The following is an 18951-nucleotide window of genomic DNA, read 5'->3' on the forward strand; positions in this document are numbered from 1 at the left end:
TAGAACTTCTGCGCTGTTTTTATGATGAAATTAGGATATTGAGATTTCAATACCCTAATCTTTAAATATTACCTCAATTTAGGAGTATAAGAAGTATATCCTTTCTGTCCTAAAAAAGATAGTAACTCCAATCTTGCGGAAGCGGGGGAACCAACATTTCTGATGCATTGCCACATTACCCATTATCTAGTTTCTCGAAAGATGACGTCAGCAATATTCCATTTATTATTATCTTTTGTAACAATAAAACAAATGGCATTATTATCATTCCGCCAAAAAACAATATAAGCCAATTCTTTATTAACCTTATAATATTTTACAAATAAATCATTATCCTGAATATTATTATCAGTGTTAATTTTTATTTTTAAATCTCTATTAGAAAAATTTAGAGAATGGCTAGAGATAACATTTTTAGAATCAGATATAAGAATTTCATTTCTATTTTGAAATTGATTTTTCATAACACTGTAAAATCTTTTATCCATAAAAAAAAATTCGTTGAAAGTGTTTTCGGTTTTTTTTGATGTGTTTTTGTTTATTGCACAAGAATTTGTAATTAAAACAAAGACAATCAAAATTATTAATTTTGTATTCATATTAACGATTTTGAAAAATATTTGATAAGGTTTGGAAATTCTGTTGTACATAATTTTTTAGATATTTTGATGGATTGTTTGGGTGTCCATTATGCAATATTCCAGGAGCTACTTTTGCGTTAGGATACAAGTTGTTATATAATTTAAATTCAAATGCATTACCTTCTTCTTGAAGAAAAATTGACATAAATTGTTTATTTGGGTTTCCATTTACACCGCTTCCCCAATGTGATCCTTCGTGACCTACTAAGGCTGCCATTGAAAAAAGATTTGTTAATCCTTTCAAGGTATTAGGATTCTTATCGGCTTTCTCAAACCAATTTAAGGCATCAGGAATATCAATTGATATACTATTTATATCTTCTTTCATTCCTGTAACGGAATAATCATACTGCCCTTCACCAAAAGAAAGATATGCATCATGAAGTGTTGGTCCTTCACCATAAGTAAATGCTTTGGTCACTTCTTCTTGGCTCATTCCTGTAATATCCATAAAGGCTTGTAAGAAATTTTTATCTTGAACTATATTAGGTAACTGATTTTTTACAAAATTATAAAAAGCAGGATAATTTTTTTGGTAATACTCTTCCTGTCCTTTTGGAAACTGAAAAGAAGGACTAAACGCCTTAAAGTTAGTATTTGCATTATCTCCAAAAGAGAGACTTGGTGCACTTGCTTTATTATTTCCTCCCAATCTTTCATCATAAGCTAACCCATTGCTGAAACCACTTCCTGTATTGTAATGCGTACCACTTCCTGAACTCATCTCTTCTTAAGGCTTCCGCCAAAGGATCAATAACTCCCCATCTTCCGATTTCCGGCATATACATTCTTGCTCCATAGTCGTTCCATCCTGTTTCTTTTTGGAGTTCTTTAGCATTATATTGATAAGAATATGCAGGATTTCCTGCTAATGCATTATACCCTTCATGCTTCAACCCAAAAGGATAATAGTTGTTTTCTTCTAGTATAGTTGTAAATATACTTATTATTTTCAAAATTGAAATATCCTTCCGAAGTAGGTACAAACTTTAAAGAAAATACATCATCCGTCAACGCTTCATACTGGAAGCCATCCAGATAATCTGTGGTTTTCTTTACATAAACAGAATTTTCACTGTATTTGTGTACTTTTCTCAGCTTTACACCGTCTGCACGGTAATAATTGTAAACGTTTTCATTCTGCCATGTTTTTCTGGTGAGATACATTCTGTCAAAAATCATAAAACTTGGCAAATTCAAATAATTGTACTGAATACTAAGAATCCCCTTATCCTTATGGGTTTTCATATTTCCGTTGGCATCATAGGTAATGGTATTTCCTGATACGTCGGGATAGCCACGATAGTTGGTAGAGGTATCAACAACGGTGTTGAGCCTGTTGCTGAGATTGTTGTTGTCATACCCATAAGCCAACTGGTCGATCTGCTCTGCCATACCCGATGCTCCTTTGCTGTTTCTTTGCAGCGAGGTAATATTTCCGTTGAGGTCATACGCAATGGTTTCGTTAAAGAAATTATTAGCAGGGACAGAAGAGTTGGGCTCAGAATAGACAGCGTTTTTTAATCTGTTGAAAGCATCATACTGATAAGCATATCTTCTCAGCACTCCGTCGTTGGCAGTCTTCCAGTCTATCTGTGAGATGTTTCCGTTGTATTTTCCGGATATTCCGTTCTGATATTTTACTTCATACCCGAAGAGCTTGTTGCTAAGATTCGCAGGATCGTTGATCCTGGTCATCCATCCACGGATGTTGTAGGCATAATCAACACTTTGCAGATTGTTTCCCACTTTTTTATTGCTCAGTTGTGAGAGCTCGTTGTAGGTGTTTTCGGTCAACAGTTGCTGTGGCTGACCATTGATTTGATGATAATGTTTTGTAAGCCTGTTTTGGGTGTCGTATTCAAAGTTTTCGGTAATGATTCTTTCCGTTGCATCGGCAGAAATCCTCTTATGGTAGGTTTTGGTCTGCTGCGGCACTCCGGCAAAGTCAAGTGAAATTTCTGTTTTGGTATAGCCTCCCAGATGGTTGATGCTGTGTGATCCGATGGCTCTTCCTTTGGTATCATAATAAGAGTAGCTCTTCGTCCAGCTATCATCTTCTATGTTTTTCAGATAAGAAGCCAAAGGAAGGCTTTTCGTATTTTTCAATGCTCCGTTTTCACCTGCCTGTTTCATTACTTCCTGTCCCAGTACCTGCAAAGGAGGAGCCGGGCTTCCTGCAGGATAAGTATCATAGTAATTCACAGAAAAATAATCGATGGTGGTTGCAGGATATCCGGTAAGAGTATAATATACATCTGTAGTACCCGTAGTAAATCCTACAGCGGTGGTTCTGGTGACGGTATTGCTTCCTGCGTTGTCTGCATTGGTTTGTTCAGTACTTCTTGTTCCTCCTGTAGCAATTCCGGTGTAGGCAACCCTCCCGAATTTGTCGTATTTGGTATAGAGCCACTGTCCTGCGGCTTCCATGTTGGTATCGCGGGTCATGACAAGGCGGTTTTGCTGATCGTAGACCATATATTCCCATCCTTTTCCCGGGATTTTCTTCTCCACAAGATTGTACTTCCCATCGTACCGGTACTGGTAGCAGAGCGCATCTAAGTTTGCGGATGAGAGAGTGGGAGCGCCGGAAGCTAACGGGGGAATTACAAAAGCCAGTCTGTCATATTCGTTATACACATAATACGTATCTGCTTTTTCTGTAACATTGAGCATTTTTCTCAGTAAAACGGTCTGTCCCCATCCGTTTTTAAATTCTATGCTGATATTGCCGTCTTCATCAGTGACCGTGTTTTTCTGAAGCTGTCCGTTCCCGAATATTCCGGTTTCTGTAAGCGTACTCATGGTGGCTCCGTTTTGCCAGGTTGTAGCAGTACTGAATAGCTTTACGGCATCCGTCGTGGTATTGGCATCGTAGGCAAAGGTGACAGGTTTGTTTGCCCAGTCATTCCCTACGTGGATCTGCTGCTGTACTCTTTCCAGAGGAGAGTTTTCCAATACTTTCTGGGCAAAAATCTTTTCGCTTCCGTAATGTGCAGCAGCATTGGAGAGGGGCGACGTGTAGATTTCTCCGTTTTGCGTTGCGCTCTGCGGTATTGGCAGATAGTCTTTTACCTGTCTTCCGAGTTGGTCATATTCTATATGCGTTACTACATCTTTTCCGGTCGGTGAGGCTTTTATACCAATAATCTGCTTGGGTCTTCCCAGATAATCAAAATATTGTACGGTCTCTGTTTTTCTGATACAGTCTGCATCCAGACAAGAGGTACTCTGTATATAGTTTTCTGTATTGCTTTGTGCATAAGATAGTCCTGCTACAAACAATAATAGTATAAATAGTGTATATTTTTTCATGTGTTTTCAGATTAATTTAAAATTCAAAATCTAAAATTGATTATGGTTTGTAGTTGTATTTGTATTTTTTGATGGTTTTACCGTTTTCATCAATGATCTTATCCAGTCTTCCTGCCGTATCATACTGGTAGATCTCTCTGATGCCGGAAGGTGGCGTCATGCTTTTCATTCCGGTAAGCACATCATAAACGTAGGTGGTAATTTGGGTATCGGCTAACGCAGAGAGATTTCTAAAGGTATCCAGTGAGTTGACGAAGATCTGCTCAGAAGATGCATCTGTGTCTGTATCAGATTTCGCAACGATGTCAGAGATATACGGTGAAACCTGATCATAAGTAAAGCCTTCGATCTTAGCAATAGGCTGAGTCTTTTGATATCCCCATACTACCGCTACCGGAATACCTTCTTTGGTGGTGTACTGCAAAAGATTTCCTTTGCTGTCATATTGATTATAGGTAATCTCTGTAGACAAAATGTTTGTTCTGGCATCAAGAGCGACAACCGAGGTAGAGAAAAAATGATTGGGATCGTCATATTTAGTTTCCGTTCTGGAAATCAGCTTTCCTGTATCTGAAGCATTTTTTTTCTTGATAACCGTTGCTTCCAGCGGCATACCCGTCATATTGGCATTGATGAGTTTTGTATTGTTTTTATCCGATGCATATTGATAGGTGGTTTCCTGTATAGATCCGTCAGAAGATGTACTTCTCTCAAGATTGGTTTTAGAATTGTGGATGTTTCTTATCACCTCACTGATGCTTTCTGTGTTGGCAGAATTGTAGAACATCTTTGAGCGTATTTTCTCGTTCTTTACCCATGTTGTCTTTACCTCAAAATTACCGGGAAAAGGGGCTACCATATACGTGGGGCCATCATACTCCTGAAAGGTATATTCAAATACATCTTCCGATACTTTCTGATGAGAAGCGTTATACACTTCTTTTTTATCCAGCAGACCGTCTCTTGTAATATTATAATTCTTCCATATTCCTTGCTCACGCGGATAATCATCCGGAGCTTTGAAATAATATTTTGTATACCCGTTGCCTCCGGAAATTTTTACATTTTTGTAGATAACAATGGGGTTTGCCATATTAAGTCCGTTTGTAGTGCCTCCTTCTGTAAAGTATCCACTGGATAGAGATGGATTATTGAACTGGCTGTAATCGTACTCTTCTGTTTTTACCGGAACAGAGAAGTTGTTGACCTGATTAAAATCCAGATCAAAATACTTGATGTTCTTTATTCTTAGAAACCCATTCTCCGGAATTTGTACCGTAACATCGGTAGGCAATCCGTCATAGTAAAATGCCCTGAAATTTACAGAACTGCTAAGAGCAGCAGAAGGGTCGGCACTATCAAGTGATACGTAATATTCGCCGGCTGTAAAGTTTCTTGTCTGCAAAGTAGCATAGTCGGGATCCGGATCAAATGCAGGTCCTACCGCATAGTTGGTAGACTGATAGTTGTTTCCCACCTTTTTATAAAAAGTTAATGTCCACGGATACGCTGAAAGCTGCGAGGCAAAAATTTCTATATTGATTTCTTTATCCTGAGAGATGGTAAAGTAATATTTTTTTGTCGTAGTATTGATCTGGTCAAAAGATACATTGGCAACATCAATTTCCGGAGGCATTACCGTCTTTACGGTATCTCGGTAAAAATAGGGCAGAAGATCAAAATTGTATTCTACAGCACCTCCCGTTGAAAGACTGGATCTTCTTAATGCTTGTACAGAAAGTTGTCCACCATCTGTAGCTGCGCTTAACACTTCCTGATAATTGAATCTGGACGTTTGCACAAGATTATTATTGCTGTCAAAATGAGTAAATGAATTTAGTGTACGGTGAGGCATATAAGAATAATCGAACGTATATTTTTTTACAACACTATTCTGAGGGGTCTTTACAACAATATTCTTTATACTGAATATATCGTTTTTCTTATGATGGCTTTCATCTTTGTCGTAGTTGATCTCTACAATAGCCCTGTCTTTTATTTCTACACGGGTCAGCTTATTGGTTTCAGATTCAGAAAACAGTGTTCCCATACCTAACGGATATTTAATATCTCTCAGATAAGTATATTTTACCAATTCCTGATTATTCTGATCTGATATTGTGGTAAGATAAAAAACACTTCGGTATTTTTTATTGCCATAGATAGCTCCGTGATTCGGCATCGTTCCCAAAAACACATTCATAGTAGAGAGGTTATAATCCTGAAATTTAAATCTAATCCCTTCATCATTGGTAATGGTAAAAGAATCGAATATTAAGGTAGCAGTATTACTGGTTCTTGTGTATTCTAATTTGGCATTATAAGGAGATAGCTTTACAATTTGAAAAGTATTATTCGCTATATCCCGAATAACTTTAAATTTTCCCGACTCACCCGGAATATTAAAATTATAAATATCATCAAATTGGTTTTTAACGTAATGAGAATTTGATGCATCATCAAAGGATTCATCAAAATCAAGCATGATTTCTCTGGAAATACTTCCTGAACCCAATAGCGACCAACCTAAGCCTGTATCACTTGCCCAACTGTCTTGGGTGATATTTCCCGTATGGTAATTTAATCCTAAATTGAAATTTACATATTTACTGTTTGTCGGCAGACTTATCAACGGATAAGATATATTAGGAACTCCTGTCTGTATAGAAACAGGAACATTGGCATAAGTAGCTATCGATGATACAGAAGGCACCGGTTGGCTGACTCCGGTATTGAAACTTTGTGATTGGTTGTAATAGAGATGGCAGATCAGTGTCAGTAGTATGATGAAATACTTTCTTTTCATAATGTGTTTATTTTTTTATCAGTTTAGCATTAGCACTTTTGTTGGTATCAGTTTTCACGGTCACCAGATAAGCTCCCTGAATCAGATTCTGTGTATTAATTTTGGTCACCTTATTCTTCGTCTTTAGTGTTTGCAATTGTCTTCCGCCCATGTCGTAAATGGTAATCTCCGCCTCAAACCCTTGATCGGTTCCTGAGCCTGTCGAAGGAAAGCCGATCTCTACATAACAGTAATCAGACACAGGATTCGGATAGATCTTAATATCCTGTTTTTCAATCAGCTGATCCAATTGTTTGTCACCCAGCTTTACGATTTTCCAGTTCTCTTTGCCCAACTCTTCCGCACTCGTACCCGCCAGAATAATAGAACCGTCTCGGTTGAGTTTAATATCAGACAATCTTTCTTCTTTTTTTCTCGATTCTCCTTTCACGTGCTTTCTCCACTGCTCATTGCCATTTTGGTCAAGATATAGCATCCAAAAGGTCTCATCGTCTGCTTCAATTCTGCCTTCCGCCTGAGTATAACCTCCAAGTAAAATCCCCTGAGTTAAGTCTTTATTCTTTTCTCTTTCATCTTTTCTCTGAATCACATTTATCCCCATCAGAATATCTCTGTTCTTAAAATTGTAAGATTTTTGCCAAAGCTCTTCACCTCGATCATTTAATGATATCAACCAAACATCCGTTCCTTCTTCAATTCCTACAGTTTTATTTCCTGATCTTTCTGATCTTGATTCTCCACCAACGATGAATCCTGTAGAAGTCATTGCCAGAGTTCTTAAATGATCATCACCTTTCCCTCCGAAATTCTTTTCCCACTCTACTTTTCCTTCTTTACTCAATTTCACGATCCAGAAATCTCCTTCACCGAAGTTTTCAGTTTTCTTTGAACCACCTGCGTTACTTCTCGAATACATTCCTAACAATGCTCCTCCGTCGAATGTGGGAATCATTTTCTCCACTTCATCAAGACCTTTTCCACCCAAAATGATTTGTGATAATTCTTTTCCATTTTTATCGAGTTTTGAAACGATAAAATCTTTAGATCCGTAACCTTTCGGAGCATTCTGTACATTTCCGGCTACAAAAAATCCGAAATCTGTGGTCTGAATCACTGCTTTGGCTTCTTCATCCTGAGCAGTTCCCAGAGTTTTTTGCCATAGTTCATCACCGAATTCGTTGATTCTGATCAGCCAAAGGTCTGAACCGCCTTTGGAATCGTCTTTTTTATCTAAACCTTTCGATGAAAAGGAGGTGCCAACTGCTAAAAATCCACCTTCCTGTGTTGCTACTGTTGTGGACAGAAAGTCATGATTCTGCCCTGAGAAATACTTTTCCCAGACTTCCTCACCCTGCTGGTTGAGTTTTACCAAATGAAAATCGTAACCGTTGTTCTGCTTGTTGTCGGAAGTGATCTTTTTCGATTGAATCGAGCTTCCTGTAATCAAATATTGCTGATCAATTGTCGTAGTGACTTGAGAAAGAAAATCCTGAGTAGAAGATTTGATGTCTTTCTGCCACACCACTTCCTGAGCTGAAACGCCCATAACTGTGCATAGGAATAATGCACTCATGTAGAGTTTTTTCATCGTTGAGTTTTTTAATTGTTGTTAATTTTTTGCAAATATAAAAATTTATTCATTTCTTTTGTGAGTAAAGCAAATATCAATACCAGATGCGACAGAACCTGTCGTTATCTTAATTTAGTTTTTTTATTGATTATAGAAAATAAGAAAAGGCGCAGAGCAGTAATCAATCCGTATTAGAGGTACCGCGAAGAACCCAAAGACCAGAAAGACTACGCCCGCGCCAGTAGTAGACACAGGCGTAAGTCTATCAAAATTTGGTCTTTTGGAGAAAATTCGCGGTTTTCTAATACCAATATGATAGCTTACGCTTTTATTTTTTCGTTAAAATCTGCTGCGAAGATAAAAATATTTTGATATAAATCAAAAATATAAGAAATGAATTACTCTGAAATACTAATTATAATCAATACGATTACTCATCTAGGTTGATTTATTTCCAATTTCAACCCATTCAATTTAACATAATTAATTAAAAACTAAAAAAATACGTTAAATAATTATGTATATTCCAAAAAATAAATACATTTGTTATATTATTAACTTTAAAAAGCACAGATAATGGCAGAAAGTAAAAACAACATCGTAACTCACGGTTTGAGTGGAAAGGTCGGAGATCTACTCGTATTCAGCCAAAGAAATGGTAAAACAGTAGTATCAAAAGCACCGAAGGAAAGAACAGGCGAAATGTCTGAAAAGCAAAAGCAGCATACCCTTCGATTTCAGAAAGCTGTCCTATATGCAAAAGCAGTTCTCAATGATCCCGTAAAAAAACAGCTGTATGAAGCAAAGGCGGATCATTCAATTGGAATGAGCACCTATAACGTAGCCGTTGCCGATCTTCTGAATGCTCCCGATATTGAAGAAATCAATCTTTCCGGCTATACAGGCAATTCGGGAGACCTTATAAAAATTGTAGCAACTGATGATTTTGGAGTAGTATCAGTACACGTAAAAATAGAAAATGCCGACGGAACTTTAGTAGAAGAAGGCGCAGCCGTTAATAACGGAGCCGAATGGATCTATACGGCAACCGCATCAAACCTCGATCTTGCAGGTGATAAGATCACCGTAACCGCCTCTGACGCTCCTGCCAATATGACAGAAGAGACAAAAACACTATAAAAATAAAAGTTGGGCAAGGGTATAGGAAGGGTATAGCGACTGTATAACGACAGCTCATTAAAAACCACTGTCAAAATGACAAAAGCCATCCGATTCGGATGGCTTTTATTTGTATTATTATTGTAAAATTAATTAATCAATTCAAATCTCGCATACTCAGCAATCTTCTTCGGAAGCTTAATTCCTTCCTCAGTTTGATTATTCTCCAGCAATGCAGCCATAATTCTCGGCAACGCCATTGCAGAACCATTTAAAGTGTGTACCAACTGAGTTTTTCCGTCAGCTTTGTAACGGCATTTCAACCGGTTTGCCTGGAAGGTTTCAAAATTTGAAACCGAACTTACTTCCAGCCATTTTTCCTGAGCAGCACTCCAAACTTCAAAATCATAAGTCATTGCAGAGGCGAAACCTGTATCGCCACCACACAATCTTAAAACTCTGTATGGCAATTCAAGGTCAGTCAGGATTTCTTTGATATGCTCTACCATTTCTTCCAAAACAGCATAAGAATTTTCAGGCTTCTCCAATCTTACAATTTCCACCTTTTCAAATTGGTGAAGACGGTTCAGACCTCTTACATGAGCTCCGTAACTTCCCGCTTCTCTTCTGTAACATTGAGAAAATGCTGTATTTTTAATCGGAAGGTCTTTTTCATCCAATAAAACATCACGATACAAATTCGTTACCGGAACTTCAGCTGTTGGAATTAAATATAATTCATCTGCATTGATGTAATACATTTGTCCTTCTTTGTCCGGCAACTGACCGGTTCCATATCCTGAAGCTTCATTGACAACGTGAGGCGGATTCACTTCCAGATAGCCAGCATCAACATTTTTATCTAAAAAATACTGAACCAAAGCTCTCTGTAATCTCGCTCCTTTCCCGAAATAAACAGGAAAACCCGCTCCGGCGATTTTTACACCTAATTCAAAATCGATCAGGTTATATTTTTTTGCCAATTCCCAATGCGGGATTGCACCTTCACCTAAACCTTCTACATCATGTGACTGATAGATAATTTCATTGTCATCCGCTGAAACTCCCGCTTTTACCAATTCGTAAGGCACGTTTGGAATCTGATAAAGAATGTCTAATAATTTCTTTTCGATCACTTCTAACTGTGACTTCAATTCTGCGCTCGACTCTTTGTATTGTGCTGTTTTAGATTTGGATGCTTCAGCTTCTTCTTTTTTTCCTTCTTTCATTAAAATCCCGATCTCTTTGGAGATTTTATTGATTTCTGAAAGTTGAGAATCCAATTCAAACTGAATTTTCTTTCTTTCTTCGTCAGTAACGATCGCCTCGTCTACCAACTCAGGATTTTTGAATTGTCTTTTTTGAAGACCTTCTAAAACGCGTTCTTTGTTTTCGCGCAAAAAATTGACTTGTAACATTTTTGTTGTTGTTGGGTGTTAGATGTTTGTTGTTGAGTGTTGCAGGACTTCCATCATCCAGCTTCCGTCATCCAACAGATTTATGCAAATTTAAAGATTATTTTGTGATTTTCACGACATTACGATTCTCCGAATCTTTAGTTACCGGTAATTCAGAATTGTTATACAGAACTTTCGACACCTCAAAAACTGTTGGCGTCCAATGGTAAAAAATCTGTAAAGTATCGTTATCTATATCCGCAAATGTAGTATCTGTAAGCTTTTTTGTAAGTCCTACTCTTATTTGTGAGCGGTAAATTCTGTTGTCCGTATCTGAACCGCTTTCCAATTGTCTTGTAGCTCCGGCGATGTATTCAATGTAACTCACACTGTCAGAAACTATTTTGACAGAGCTTGAAACCGGCGCATTATCTGTCGCCGCAAGCATATCGTTCATCGCTATGGTTGTAAATGATCCGATTTTATTTGGAATCAGCAGATTTTTACCATTTGCATCTTCAACATAAAAGCCCATGATCTGATCAATTTTCTGAATAGAATCTTCGTCGCTCCTACATCCCATAAGCGCAAAACATCCGAGTAAAATTCCAAAAAGCAGATTCTTCATAGTGCAAAGGTAAAATATAAAATGAAACTGATTTTACTGATTTTCAAAATATTTCTGATACCAAAGCTCAAAAGTGACCAATTGCCAGATTTTGACATAATCATACTCGTCTTTTTGGTTTTCCCACCAATCATCAACGATTTCTGAATTAAAGAAATTCCTTTTTTTAAGGCTTTCTAAATTTTCAATGATAAATTCCCAAATCTTCTTCTCATTTTTAATGAAATACGCCAACGGAAAAGAAAATCCACGTTTTGGCATATTCAAAACTTCGAAAGGAAGATATTTTTGGGCAACTTTTCTTAATAAAGGTTTATTTTGAATTCCATTAAATCTAAAATTTTCCGGCAAAGATGAAACGTAATCGATCAAATTATTACTCAAGTATGGATAACGAAATTCTACCCCATATTTCATCGCACTCAGATCGTCTCTGAAAACGTGGTGAGACGACAGAGAATATTTCATGTCATATTCAAATAATCCTTTGTAATCTTTGGTTTCAGAAAGATGAAATTGTTTTAAATTTGGATTAATCTGAGTGTAAATGTCTTTTTTAAACACATTTTTCGCCTGCAAAGGTTTCATACCGACCTGACTTTGTCTGAAAAAATCAAATAGAGAGTCCTGAGAAAAGTAATTCTTAACCTTTTGTGAAAAATGATCTTTTGTGAAAATGAAATTACTTATAAAATTAAAATTCTTCATTAAAAGCCATTTATTGAGCTTTAAAGAATGAGAATATCCTGCAAACAATTCATCTGCTCCATTTCCGCTGAGAACGACTTTAAATCCTAAATTTTTAGCATATTCTGCGGCATTCATCAAAACTTCAAGACTGCTGTAAGGTTCTTCAAAATGCTGAATATTTTCTTTTAATTGATCTAAGATTTCATCATCTGAAACTTTTTTAATGTGATGTGGAATCTTGATTTTTTCGGCAACTAGAGAAGCATTCTTTATCTCATCTTCAGAAAACGGATATTCAATTGTAAATGCATTAATGTCATTTTTGTATGGTTTTGACTGTGCCGTAATCAAAGTAGAATCTATTCCGCCGCTCATCATACTTGCAACCGGAACGTCTGCATAAAGTTGTTCCTGCACACTTTCAGAAAGCAATTTGTCAATTTTCGATACGGCCTCTTCCTCAGAAATATCATTTCGTTGATGAGGAAAATTCCAATAATTTTTTTTTGCAGTTTTAAAATCATTCAAATCAATCGTTACAAATGAAGCTGGTTCTAAAGAAAAAACATCTTTAAAACAGGTTTCAGGAGCCAAAGTAGTCTGGAAAAGAAAATTGGTATAAACTCCCTGCCAATTGATTTCAGGATTTAAATATTCATTTTTGAGAAGAGACTTTATTTCGGAAGCCCACAAAACGATCTCCTGATTTTTGTAATAAAAAAGTGGTTTCAAACCTACTCTATCTCTTGCTAAAATTATTTTCTTTTTATTTAAATCGATCAGTGCAATGGCAAACATTCCGTCAAATCTGGCAAACATTGAAGTTCCCCAAGCTTGATATGATTTTAAAATAACTTCTGTATCTGAATGACTTTTAAATTGATAACCTAAATATTCAAGCTCTTTTCTCAGCTTTTTAAAATTATAAATTTCACCGTTGAAAGTAATTGTGATTTTCTCGTCATCTGACAACATCGGTTGATGACCTTTTTCGGATAAATCTAAAATGGAAAGTCTACGAAAACCTAAAGCCAGCTGAGAATTTTCTCCTTTCAGAACAGGAAATATTTCTTTGATTTTTTGAGTAGAATCTTCTCCTGAAAAAGATCTTCCGATCTCTCCGTCAGAGAGCCAAAAACCTTCATCATCCGGACCGCGATGTTGGATGGCTTTATTCATTTCTAAAATATTTTTAGAAGAAATTTCTTTCTTAAATGAATAATAACCGCAGATTCCGCACATGATCAGATTTTTTTGGATTCGTAAAAATAAGCAAAAGCGGGCAAAATTCCCGACAAAGCCAAACATCCGAAAGTCACATAAGAAACACCTGTCAAACCATATTCGGGAATGACAAGGTACAGGCTGAGCGAAGTTGCGAAAAGCATAAAGGCAGAAATGACCAAATTCCACATCGTTTTGCCTATCGAAGCCAACATATAGACGAATAAAACTCTGAAAATCAGAGAAATTACCGCAGCAAACAAAAGTATTCTGTAAATTTCAGTGTTCTGGTATTGATTTCCGAAAATGGAAAGTATTTGTTGATCAAAAAAGACTCCGACAACCAAAACTATAATTCCAACAGCTGTAAAAAGCTTCCAATAATTAAAAATGAATTGAAATTGATATTTTTTGTCACGATGATGCTGACACAATTTTGGGTACTCGGTCTGCATAAAAATAAATCCCAATACCAAAATATTCATCGGAATCATCGAGCTGACTTTATAATACGCAACATCCTGCTCTTTCATTAATAATCCGATGAAAAATATATCAAGAATAAAAACGAGTTCTCCAATTTGGGTGGTAAACGCAGTCGTCCAGGAAAAATGCCAGAATTCTTTACTCCTGAAATCGTTAAAAGTTATTTTTTTTAATGAAAAACTAAACTGTCGATCATAAAAAAACAGGAAAAAAGGAGAAAGGCAAAGGCTTAATATAAATCCGTTTAGCTGCCAAAAATAGGTACAAACAACTCCAAAAATCAGTGAAGTAACGGAAAGGAAAATATCAAATTTAGCAAAGGTTTGATTATCTAAATCTGCGCGGTATTCTGCTTTTTTTTGCTCAACCAAATACATTCCCAAAAACCGTATGCTGAATAAAAGGATGAGTTTAATTTTAGTAAATTCTTCCCAATATAAAATCCCTGAAATCAAAATCATGATCAATGTGAGGATGAAATTATAAATCAGTCCGTAAGAAAAAGCATATCGAAAAAGCTGCTTTCTTTGAAGATTACTTTCAATTCCTGAACCATATTTTACAACACCTTGTGCTGCTCCAAATCCTGAAAAGGCTAAGAAAATCGTAAGAAAATTCAGCCCAAATGTTGCTGCTCCAAAATCTTCCTTCGACAAGATCCGTGCAACGAAAACACTTAATAAAAATGCAGAAAGTCTAGCTATGAGTAAAGATAGACCTACCCAAATTCCTTTTTTAGCGATGAAATCTCTGATAAAACTGATCATTATTTAAGGACAAATTCATAAACTTCAGAAAAAGCTTCTGCTATTTTTTCCGGACTGTATTTTTCTTTGATTTGCTGATGTAAAATCTCAGGATTATCAAAACTCACTTTTTGCAAAAGGAATTTTTCCATAGCCGAATACAAATCTTCTACGTTATTTTTCTCGACTAAAACACCTGTCTTTTCGTTCACAAATTCCGGCACTCCGCCAACTTTGGAAGATATTACAGGAATTCCACAAGCATTCGCTTCTACCAAAACACAGCCTTGAGTTTCGTTTTCACTAAAAAGAATTAGCGCATGAGATTGCTGCATCTTTTCCGCAACTCCGGATAAAGGCAGAAGTCCAAATGTCGAAATATAATCGGATGCTGAAAGATCAGTAATCTGTTTTTCAAGATGTTTGAAATCACTTCCACCAATTTTTAGATGAAATTTGTAACCTGCATCAAACAACTTTTTGGCAGCAACGATGATTTTATCCGGATTTTTTCTTTCAACTAAAGATGAAACGTGTAAAAATGTAAAAACTTCGTCTTTTTTCACTTCATTATTCAGCTTAAAAACATCTGTGTTTACTACGTTTGATATTACATTTATAGGTTTTTTTACCCCTAAAGCGATCAAACCTTTTTTCAGATTTTCACTTACCGGTAAAACTGCGGAAGATTGGTTTGCAATATATTTAGCAAAAAAACGCCACAAATTCCCATGAGCGTCAGAAGCATTTTTCTGATAAGCAGTCCAATGTTCTGAGATAACGAAAGGAATATTCAATTTCTTTTTAAGATAAACTGCAAAAAACATCGAATTATGCAAAACATTCGCATGCACCAAATCTGGTTTCTGCATTCTTGAAAATCCTATTTTGTAGGCTTTCATTCTGCGGTAAAAATTCTGAAAAGGATTTTTTGAATTTCTATAATAAACGATGACAGTTTTAATTCCATTAATAATCTGATCGTCAATTAAATATTTTTCTTTTTGATGAAAATCCCCGATAGAATGCAAAATTTCAACATGATGTTTTAAAGATACAGCTTCAGCATGTCTTTGAACAAAATTACCATTTGACGGCTCAACTTTGTTTGGAAACCAGGAAGAGATGAAGAGGATATTTTTTCTTTCCAAAATTTTATTTAAATGTATCTTTGTTTATCATTTATGTCAAACGAATCTAAGCAAAATGAATGCTAAAATTAATAAAATTCTTTCTTTTATTCGAATAATTCTTAAAAAGCCGAGTTTAATCAATATCATTTTAGACAGTCCGCTTGTAGCTGAAGAAAGATTTAAAAAGTTTTATCCTAATTTAGCTTCATTACCTCAAATTGATATCGAACAACTCAATGAAGAAATCCCTAAAAACATTGACACTTTTATTCTTGACGGTGGATCTTTGATCACTGATTTGCAACTCCTTTCTACGATTGCAGCAAGAAAAGATGTAAATTCTTACCTTGAAATCGGAACCTGGCGTGGCGAAAGTGTTCATAATGTCGCCAAATATATTGATGACTGTACCACGATTAATCTTTCCAATGAGGAAATGAAAGAAATGGGATTGAGTCCTGAATATGCAGAACAACACGGAATTCTTTCAAATAAAAATCCAAAAATTCTACATCTCGGAGCCAATACTAAAACTTTTGATTTTGCTTCGTTAAACAAAAAATACGATTTAGTTTTTATCGACGGAGAACACAGTTATGAAATGGTTTTAAATGATACTCAAAAAGTGTTTAAACATCTTCTGCATGAAAATTCTATTGTTGTGTGGCATGATTACGCTTACAGTCCGCAAAATATACGGTATGATGTTTTTCAGGCAATATTAGACGGTGTCGGAATCAAGAATCATTCTTGTCTTTATCATCCAAAGAATACGATTTGCGCCGTTTTTACAAAGGCTACATTGAAATCATCAACTTTTGACAAGATGAAATTTCCTGAAAATATATTTACGATTGGAATAGAAAAGAAAACTTTTTCTTAAAATATAGTTTAATTTAATTCTGGAACCCGAAAACCGCATTATAAGACTGTTCATCACTGCTAAGTTTTTTGAGTATTTGATAATTAAATTTACTGAATAGATTAATGATTTCCGTTTCACTATGTCCGGAATCTTTTAAAGTTTTGTGGTTGATTTCTATTAAAATCTGAGGTTTGATTTCGGTTAAAATCCTGGTCATTCCTAAAAGTGCATCGTATTCTCCACCTTCAATATCAATTTTAATTAAATCAATTCTGTTAATATGATGATCAACCGAATATTGATCTAATGTTGTGCTTTCAACGACTTCTTTTGAAGTAAAATCTTTCAGGAAAGCAGAAGCCATTCCGATATTGTTATCTTTCTCGTTATATAAAATTTCGATTGTAGAATTCTGACTGGAAATCGCTTTATTTTCAGCAATAATATTTTCAAATTTGTTGAGGGAAATATTTTCTTTAAACTGATTATAGTTCGGAGGAAATGCTTCGAAAGCATATATTTTCCCTTTCTCTCCGACAATTTCGGAAGCGTTGAGAGAGAAAAGTCCTATGTTTGCACCAATGTCAATAAATACATTTCCAGGTTTCAGAAAGTCTGAGAGATAATCAATTTCAGGCTTTTCGTAATCCCCAAGGAAGTACAATTGTTGCTGAATCCAATCAGATAAATTGACCTGGAGTTTTAAATTTCCTCTGTAGATTATCTGTTTTTTTACATCGGAAAAAAGCTGATATGGATTGAAAACATGCTTATGAAATCCAAAATATCTTCTCCTGAAAAAAGGAATTTTAAATAAATTTCTGAATAACTCAGCTATGAATCTCCCCACTTTCAAAAAAAATTATTTAATTCCGGCTGCCCAACTTCTGTTGAAAGGAAGTAAGAAATTTCCTAAAAATTCAAGATAAGTGTTTTTAGAAAAATCAAAAACCTCAATTTCTTTTGATAATTCTCCGCTTCTTACTTTATTTTTAAAATCTATAAGTTTTAATGTTTTCACCTCACCATTTTCCAAGAAACTCGCTTTCATACGGTCAAATAATCCCAACTGATACTCTTCATCAATCTCTCTCATGATCTTGCCTAAAGCATCAATGCTACATCCGGAAGCCATTTCTTTTTCTTCGTCTACACAGATCACAATGAACTGATTTTTTTCAATTTTAAAAGAGGATGAAAGCGGTTTTCCGTGAGCTGCCCAACCTGCAAGAAAGTCATATAATTTTTCTGTAATGACTTTTGCTTCTTTGGTTGTAAAAGCTCTTGAAGCAGGATAAATAATCACTCTGTAATCTTCAGCTTCTACTATATTTGATTCTTCGATTTTCATATGCAGATATTTATTGTCATTTAATGGTCATATGCTATCACCTATCTTCATTGGTTATTAATCAAAACCAGTTATGGCGATTTCATTTTAAATAAATTCTTAAAGAACAAAATTACGCAATTTTATTGATTCAATATTTTAAATAAAAAAAACTCAGAAGCAATCCTGAGTTTAATATAATTTTAAAAGTAAACTTATAAATCTTCAGCTTCAGCCAAAAGTTCTACAATATCTTTTACTTCAACTTCTGTATTTTTATTGAAATGTTTTACACCATCAGTCAACATCGTATTGCAAAACGGACAACCTGTAGCAATGATTTTTGGTTCGAAAGACAAAGCTTCTTCAGTTCTTTCGATGTTGATGTCCTTATCACCTTTTTCAGGTTCTTTAAACATTTGAGCTCCTCCTGCTCCACAACACAAACCGTTTGTCTTGCAACGTTTCATTTCAACCAACTCGGCATCCAGTTTTTCTAAAAGCATTCTTGGTGCTTCGTATTCACCATTTGCTCTTCCCAGATAACAAGGATCATGAAATGTGATTTTTTTCCCTTTAAAAGCTCCGCCTTCAATTTTTAATCGTCCTTCATTCATCAATTGTTTTAAGAACTGAGTGTGATGAATCACTTCATAATTTCCTCCCAAACTTGGATATTCATTTTTCAGGGTATTGAAACAATGCGGACAAGCCGTTACAATTTTTTTAACATCATAGCCATTCAGAACTTCGATATTCGTCATTGCCATCATCTGGAAAACAAATTCGTTTCCTGCTCTTTTTGCGGGATCTCCTGTACAGCTTTCTTCCTGTCCGAGAACAGCAAATTCAACCCCGATTTTATTCAGAATTTTACAGAATGCTTTGGTAATTTTTTTCGCTCTGTCGTCAAAACTTCCGGCACAGCCTACCCAAAACAAAACTTCAGGCGATTTTCCTTCGGCAGCATAATCTGCCATTGTTTTTATAGTGAAATCCAT

The 18951-nt window shown here is 35.7% G+C and carries 16 protein-coding genes; 2 read left to right on the top strand and 14 right to left on the bottom strand.

Annotation, left to right across the window (positions count from 1 at the left end):
• Positions 1-182 precede the first annotated feature (182 nt).
• From K0R77_RS03895 to K0R77_RS03920, 6 genes are read right to left on the bottom strand one after another with little or no spacing between them, the layout of a single operon-like run.
• The gene (locus tag K0R77_RS03895; RefSeq protein WP_300348396.1) at positions 183-599 is read right to left on the bottom strand and encodes a hypothetical protein; all 417 of its coding nucleotides are present in this window, start codon (positions 597-599) and stop codon (positions 183-185) included.
• A 1-nt stretch (position 600) separates the two neighbouring features.
• Entirely contained in the window at positions 601-1365 is a 765-nt protein-coding gene (locus K0R77_RS03900; protein ID WP_300348405.1) for a hypothetical protein, read from the bottom strand.
• Entirely contained in the window at positions 1301-1537 is a 237-nt protein-coding gene (locus K0R77_RS03905) for an RHS repeat-associated core domain-containing protein (RefSeq protein WP_300348441.1), read from the bottom strand. Before K0R77_RS03905 ends, K0R77_RS03900 begins: the two co-directional genes overlap by 65 nt.
• The gene (locus tag K0R77_RS03910) at positions 1527-3956 is read right to left on the bottom strand and encodes a DUF6443 domain-containing protein (RefSeq protein ID WP_300348448.1); all 2430 of its coding nucleotides are present in this window, start codon (positions 3954-3956) and stop codon (positions 1527-1529) included. The genes K0R77_RS03905 and K0R77_RS03910 overlap by 11 nt, the downstream gene beginning before the upstream one ends.
• A gap of 40 nt (positions 3957-3996) precedes the next feature.
• Positions 3997-6762, bottom strand: coding sequence for a hypothetical protein (locus tag K0R77_RS03915; protein ID WP_300348459.1), 2766 nt, complete (start codon positions 6760-6762; stop codon positions 3997-3999).
• A gap of 7 nt (positions 6763-6769) precedes the next feature.
• A complete protein-coding gene (locus K0R77_RS03920) occupies positions 6770-8350 on the bottom strand; it encodes a T9SS type A sorting domain-containing protein (RefSeq protein ID WP_300348470.1) in 1581 nt (526 codons plus the stop codon).
• A 558-nt stretch (positions 8351-8908) separates the two neighbouring features.
• On the opposite strand from K0R77_RS03920, the gene K0R77_RS03925 reads away from it, so the two are divergent.
• Positions 8909-9472, top strand: coding sequence for a hypothetical protein (locus tag K0R77_RS03925; RefSeq protein ID WP_300348481.1), 564 nt, complete (start codon positions 8909-8911; stop codon positions 9470-9472).
• Between the two features lie 128 nt (positions 9473-9600).
• On the opposite strand, the gene serS is transcribed toward K0R77_RS03925, so the two are convergent.
• From serS to K0R77_RS03950, 5 genes are all read right to left on the bottom strand, one after another.
• Complete coding sequence (serS, locus tag K0R77_RS03930) at positions 9601-10869, bottom strand: serine--tRNA ligase (protein WP_300348485.1); 1269 nt, start codon at positions 10867-10869, stop codon at positions 9601-9603.
• 97 nt (positions 10870-10966) lie between these two features.
• The gene (locus K0R77_RS03935; protein WP_300348488.1) at positions 10967-11476 is read right to left on the bottom strand and encodes a hypothetical protein; all 510 of its coding nucleotides are present in this window, start codon (positions 11474-11476) and stop codon (positions 10967-10969) included.
• A gap of 33 nt (positions 11477-11509) precedes the next feature.
• Positions 11510-13408, bottom strand: coding sequence for an asparagine synthase (glutamine-hydrolyzing) (asnB, locus tag K0R77_RS03940; RefSeq protein ID WP_300348498.1), 1899 nt, complete (start codon positions 13406-13408; stop codon positions 11510-11512).
• A 2-nt stretch (positions 13409-13410) separates the two neighbouring features.
• The gene (locus K0R77_RS03945) at positions 13411-14643 is read right to left on the bottom strand and encodes an oligosaccharide flippase family protein (RefSeq protein ID WP_300348511.1); all 1233 of its coding nucleotides are present in this window, start codon (positions 14641-14643) and stop codon (positions 13411-13413) included.
• Positions 14643-15773 (bottom strand): glycosyltransferase, encoded by a 1131-nt coding sequence (locus K0R77_RS03950; RefSeq protein WP_300348526.1) that lies wholly within the window; start codon positions 15771-15773, stop codon positions 14643-14645. Before K0R77_RS03950 ends, K0R77_RS03945 begins: the two co-directional genes overlap by 1 nt.
• Positions 15774-15828: 55 nt before the next feature.
• Between K0R77_RS03950 and K0R77_RS03955 the strand changes: the two genes are divergently transcribed.
• Complete coding sequence (locus K0R77_RS03955; protein ID WP_300348532.1) at positions 15829-16638, top strand: class I SAM-dependent methyltransferase; 810 nt, start codon at positions 15829-15831, stop codon at positions 16636-16638.
• Positions 16639-16651: 13 nt separating this feature from the next.
• Here the strand turns inward: K0R77_RS03955 and K0R77_RS03960 are convergent, their stop codons facing one another.
• The 3 genes from K0R77_RS03960 to K0R77_RS03970 all read right to left on the bottom strand — a co-directional run bounded on the left by K0R77_RS03960 (position 16652) and on the right by K0R77_RS03970 (position 18951).
• Positions 16652-17470, bottom strand: coding sequence for an FkbM family methyltransferase (locus K0R77_RS03960; RefSeq protein WP_300348542.1), 819 nt, complete (start codon positions 17468-17470; stop codon positions 16652-16654).
• Between the two features lie 12 nt (positions 17471-17482).
• Positions 17483-17971 carry a hypothetical protein gene (locus K0R77_RS03965; RefSeq protein WP_300348550.1) on the bottom strand — a complete coding sequence of 163 codons (489 nt, stop codon included), beginning with the start codon at positions 17969-17971 and terminating at the stop codon, positions 17483-17485.
• A gap of 194 nt (positions 17972-18165) precedes the next feature.
• Positions 18166-18951 (bottom strand): (Fe-S)-binding protein, encoded by a 786-nt coding sequence (locus K0R77_RS03970; RefSeq protein ID WP_300348558.1) that lies wholly within the window; start codon positions 18949-18951, stop codon positions 18166-18168.

Origin of the sequence: Chryseobacterium sp. (assembly GCF_029240215.1) — a bacterium.
Taxonomy (GTDB): Bacteria; Bacteroidota; Bacteroidia; order Flavobacteriales; family Weeksellaceae; genus Chryseobacterium.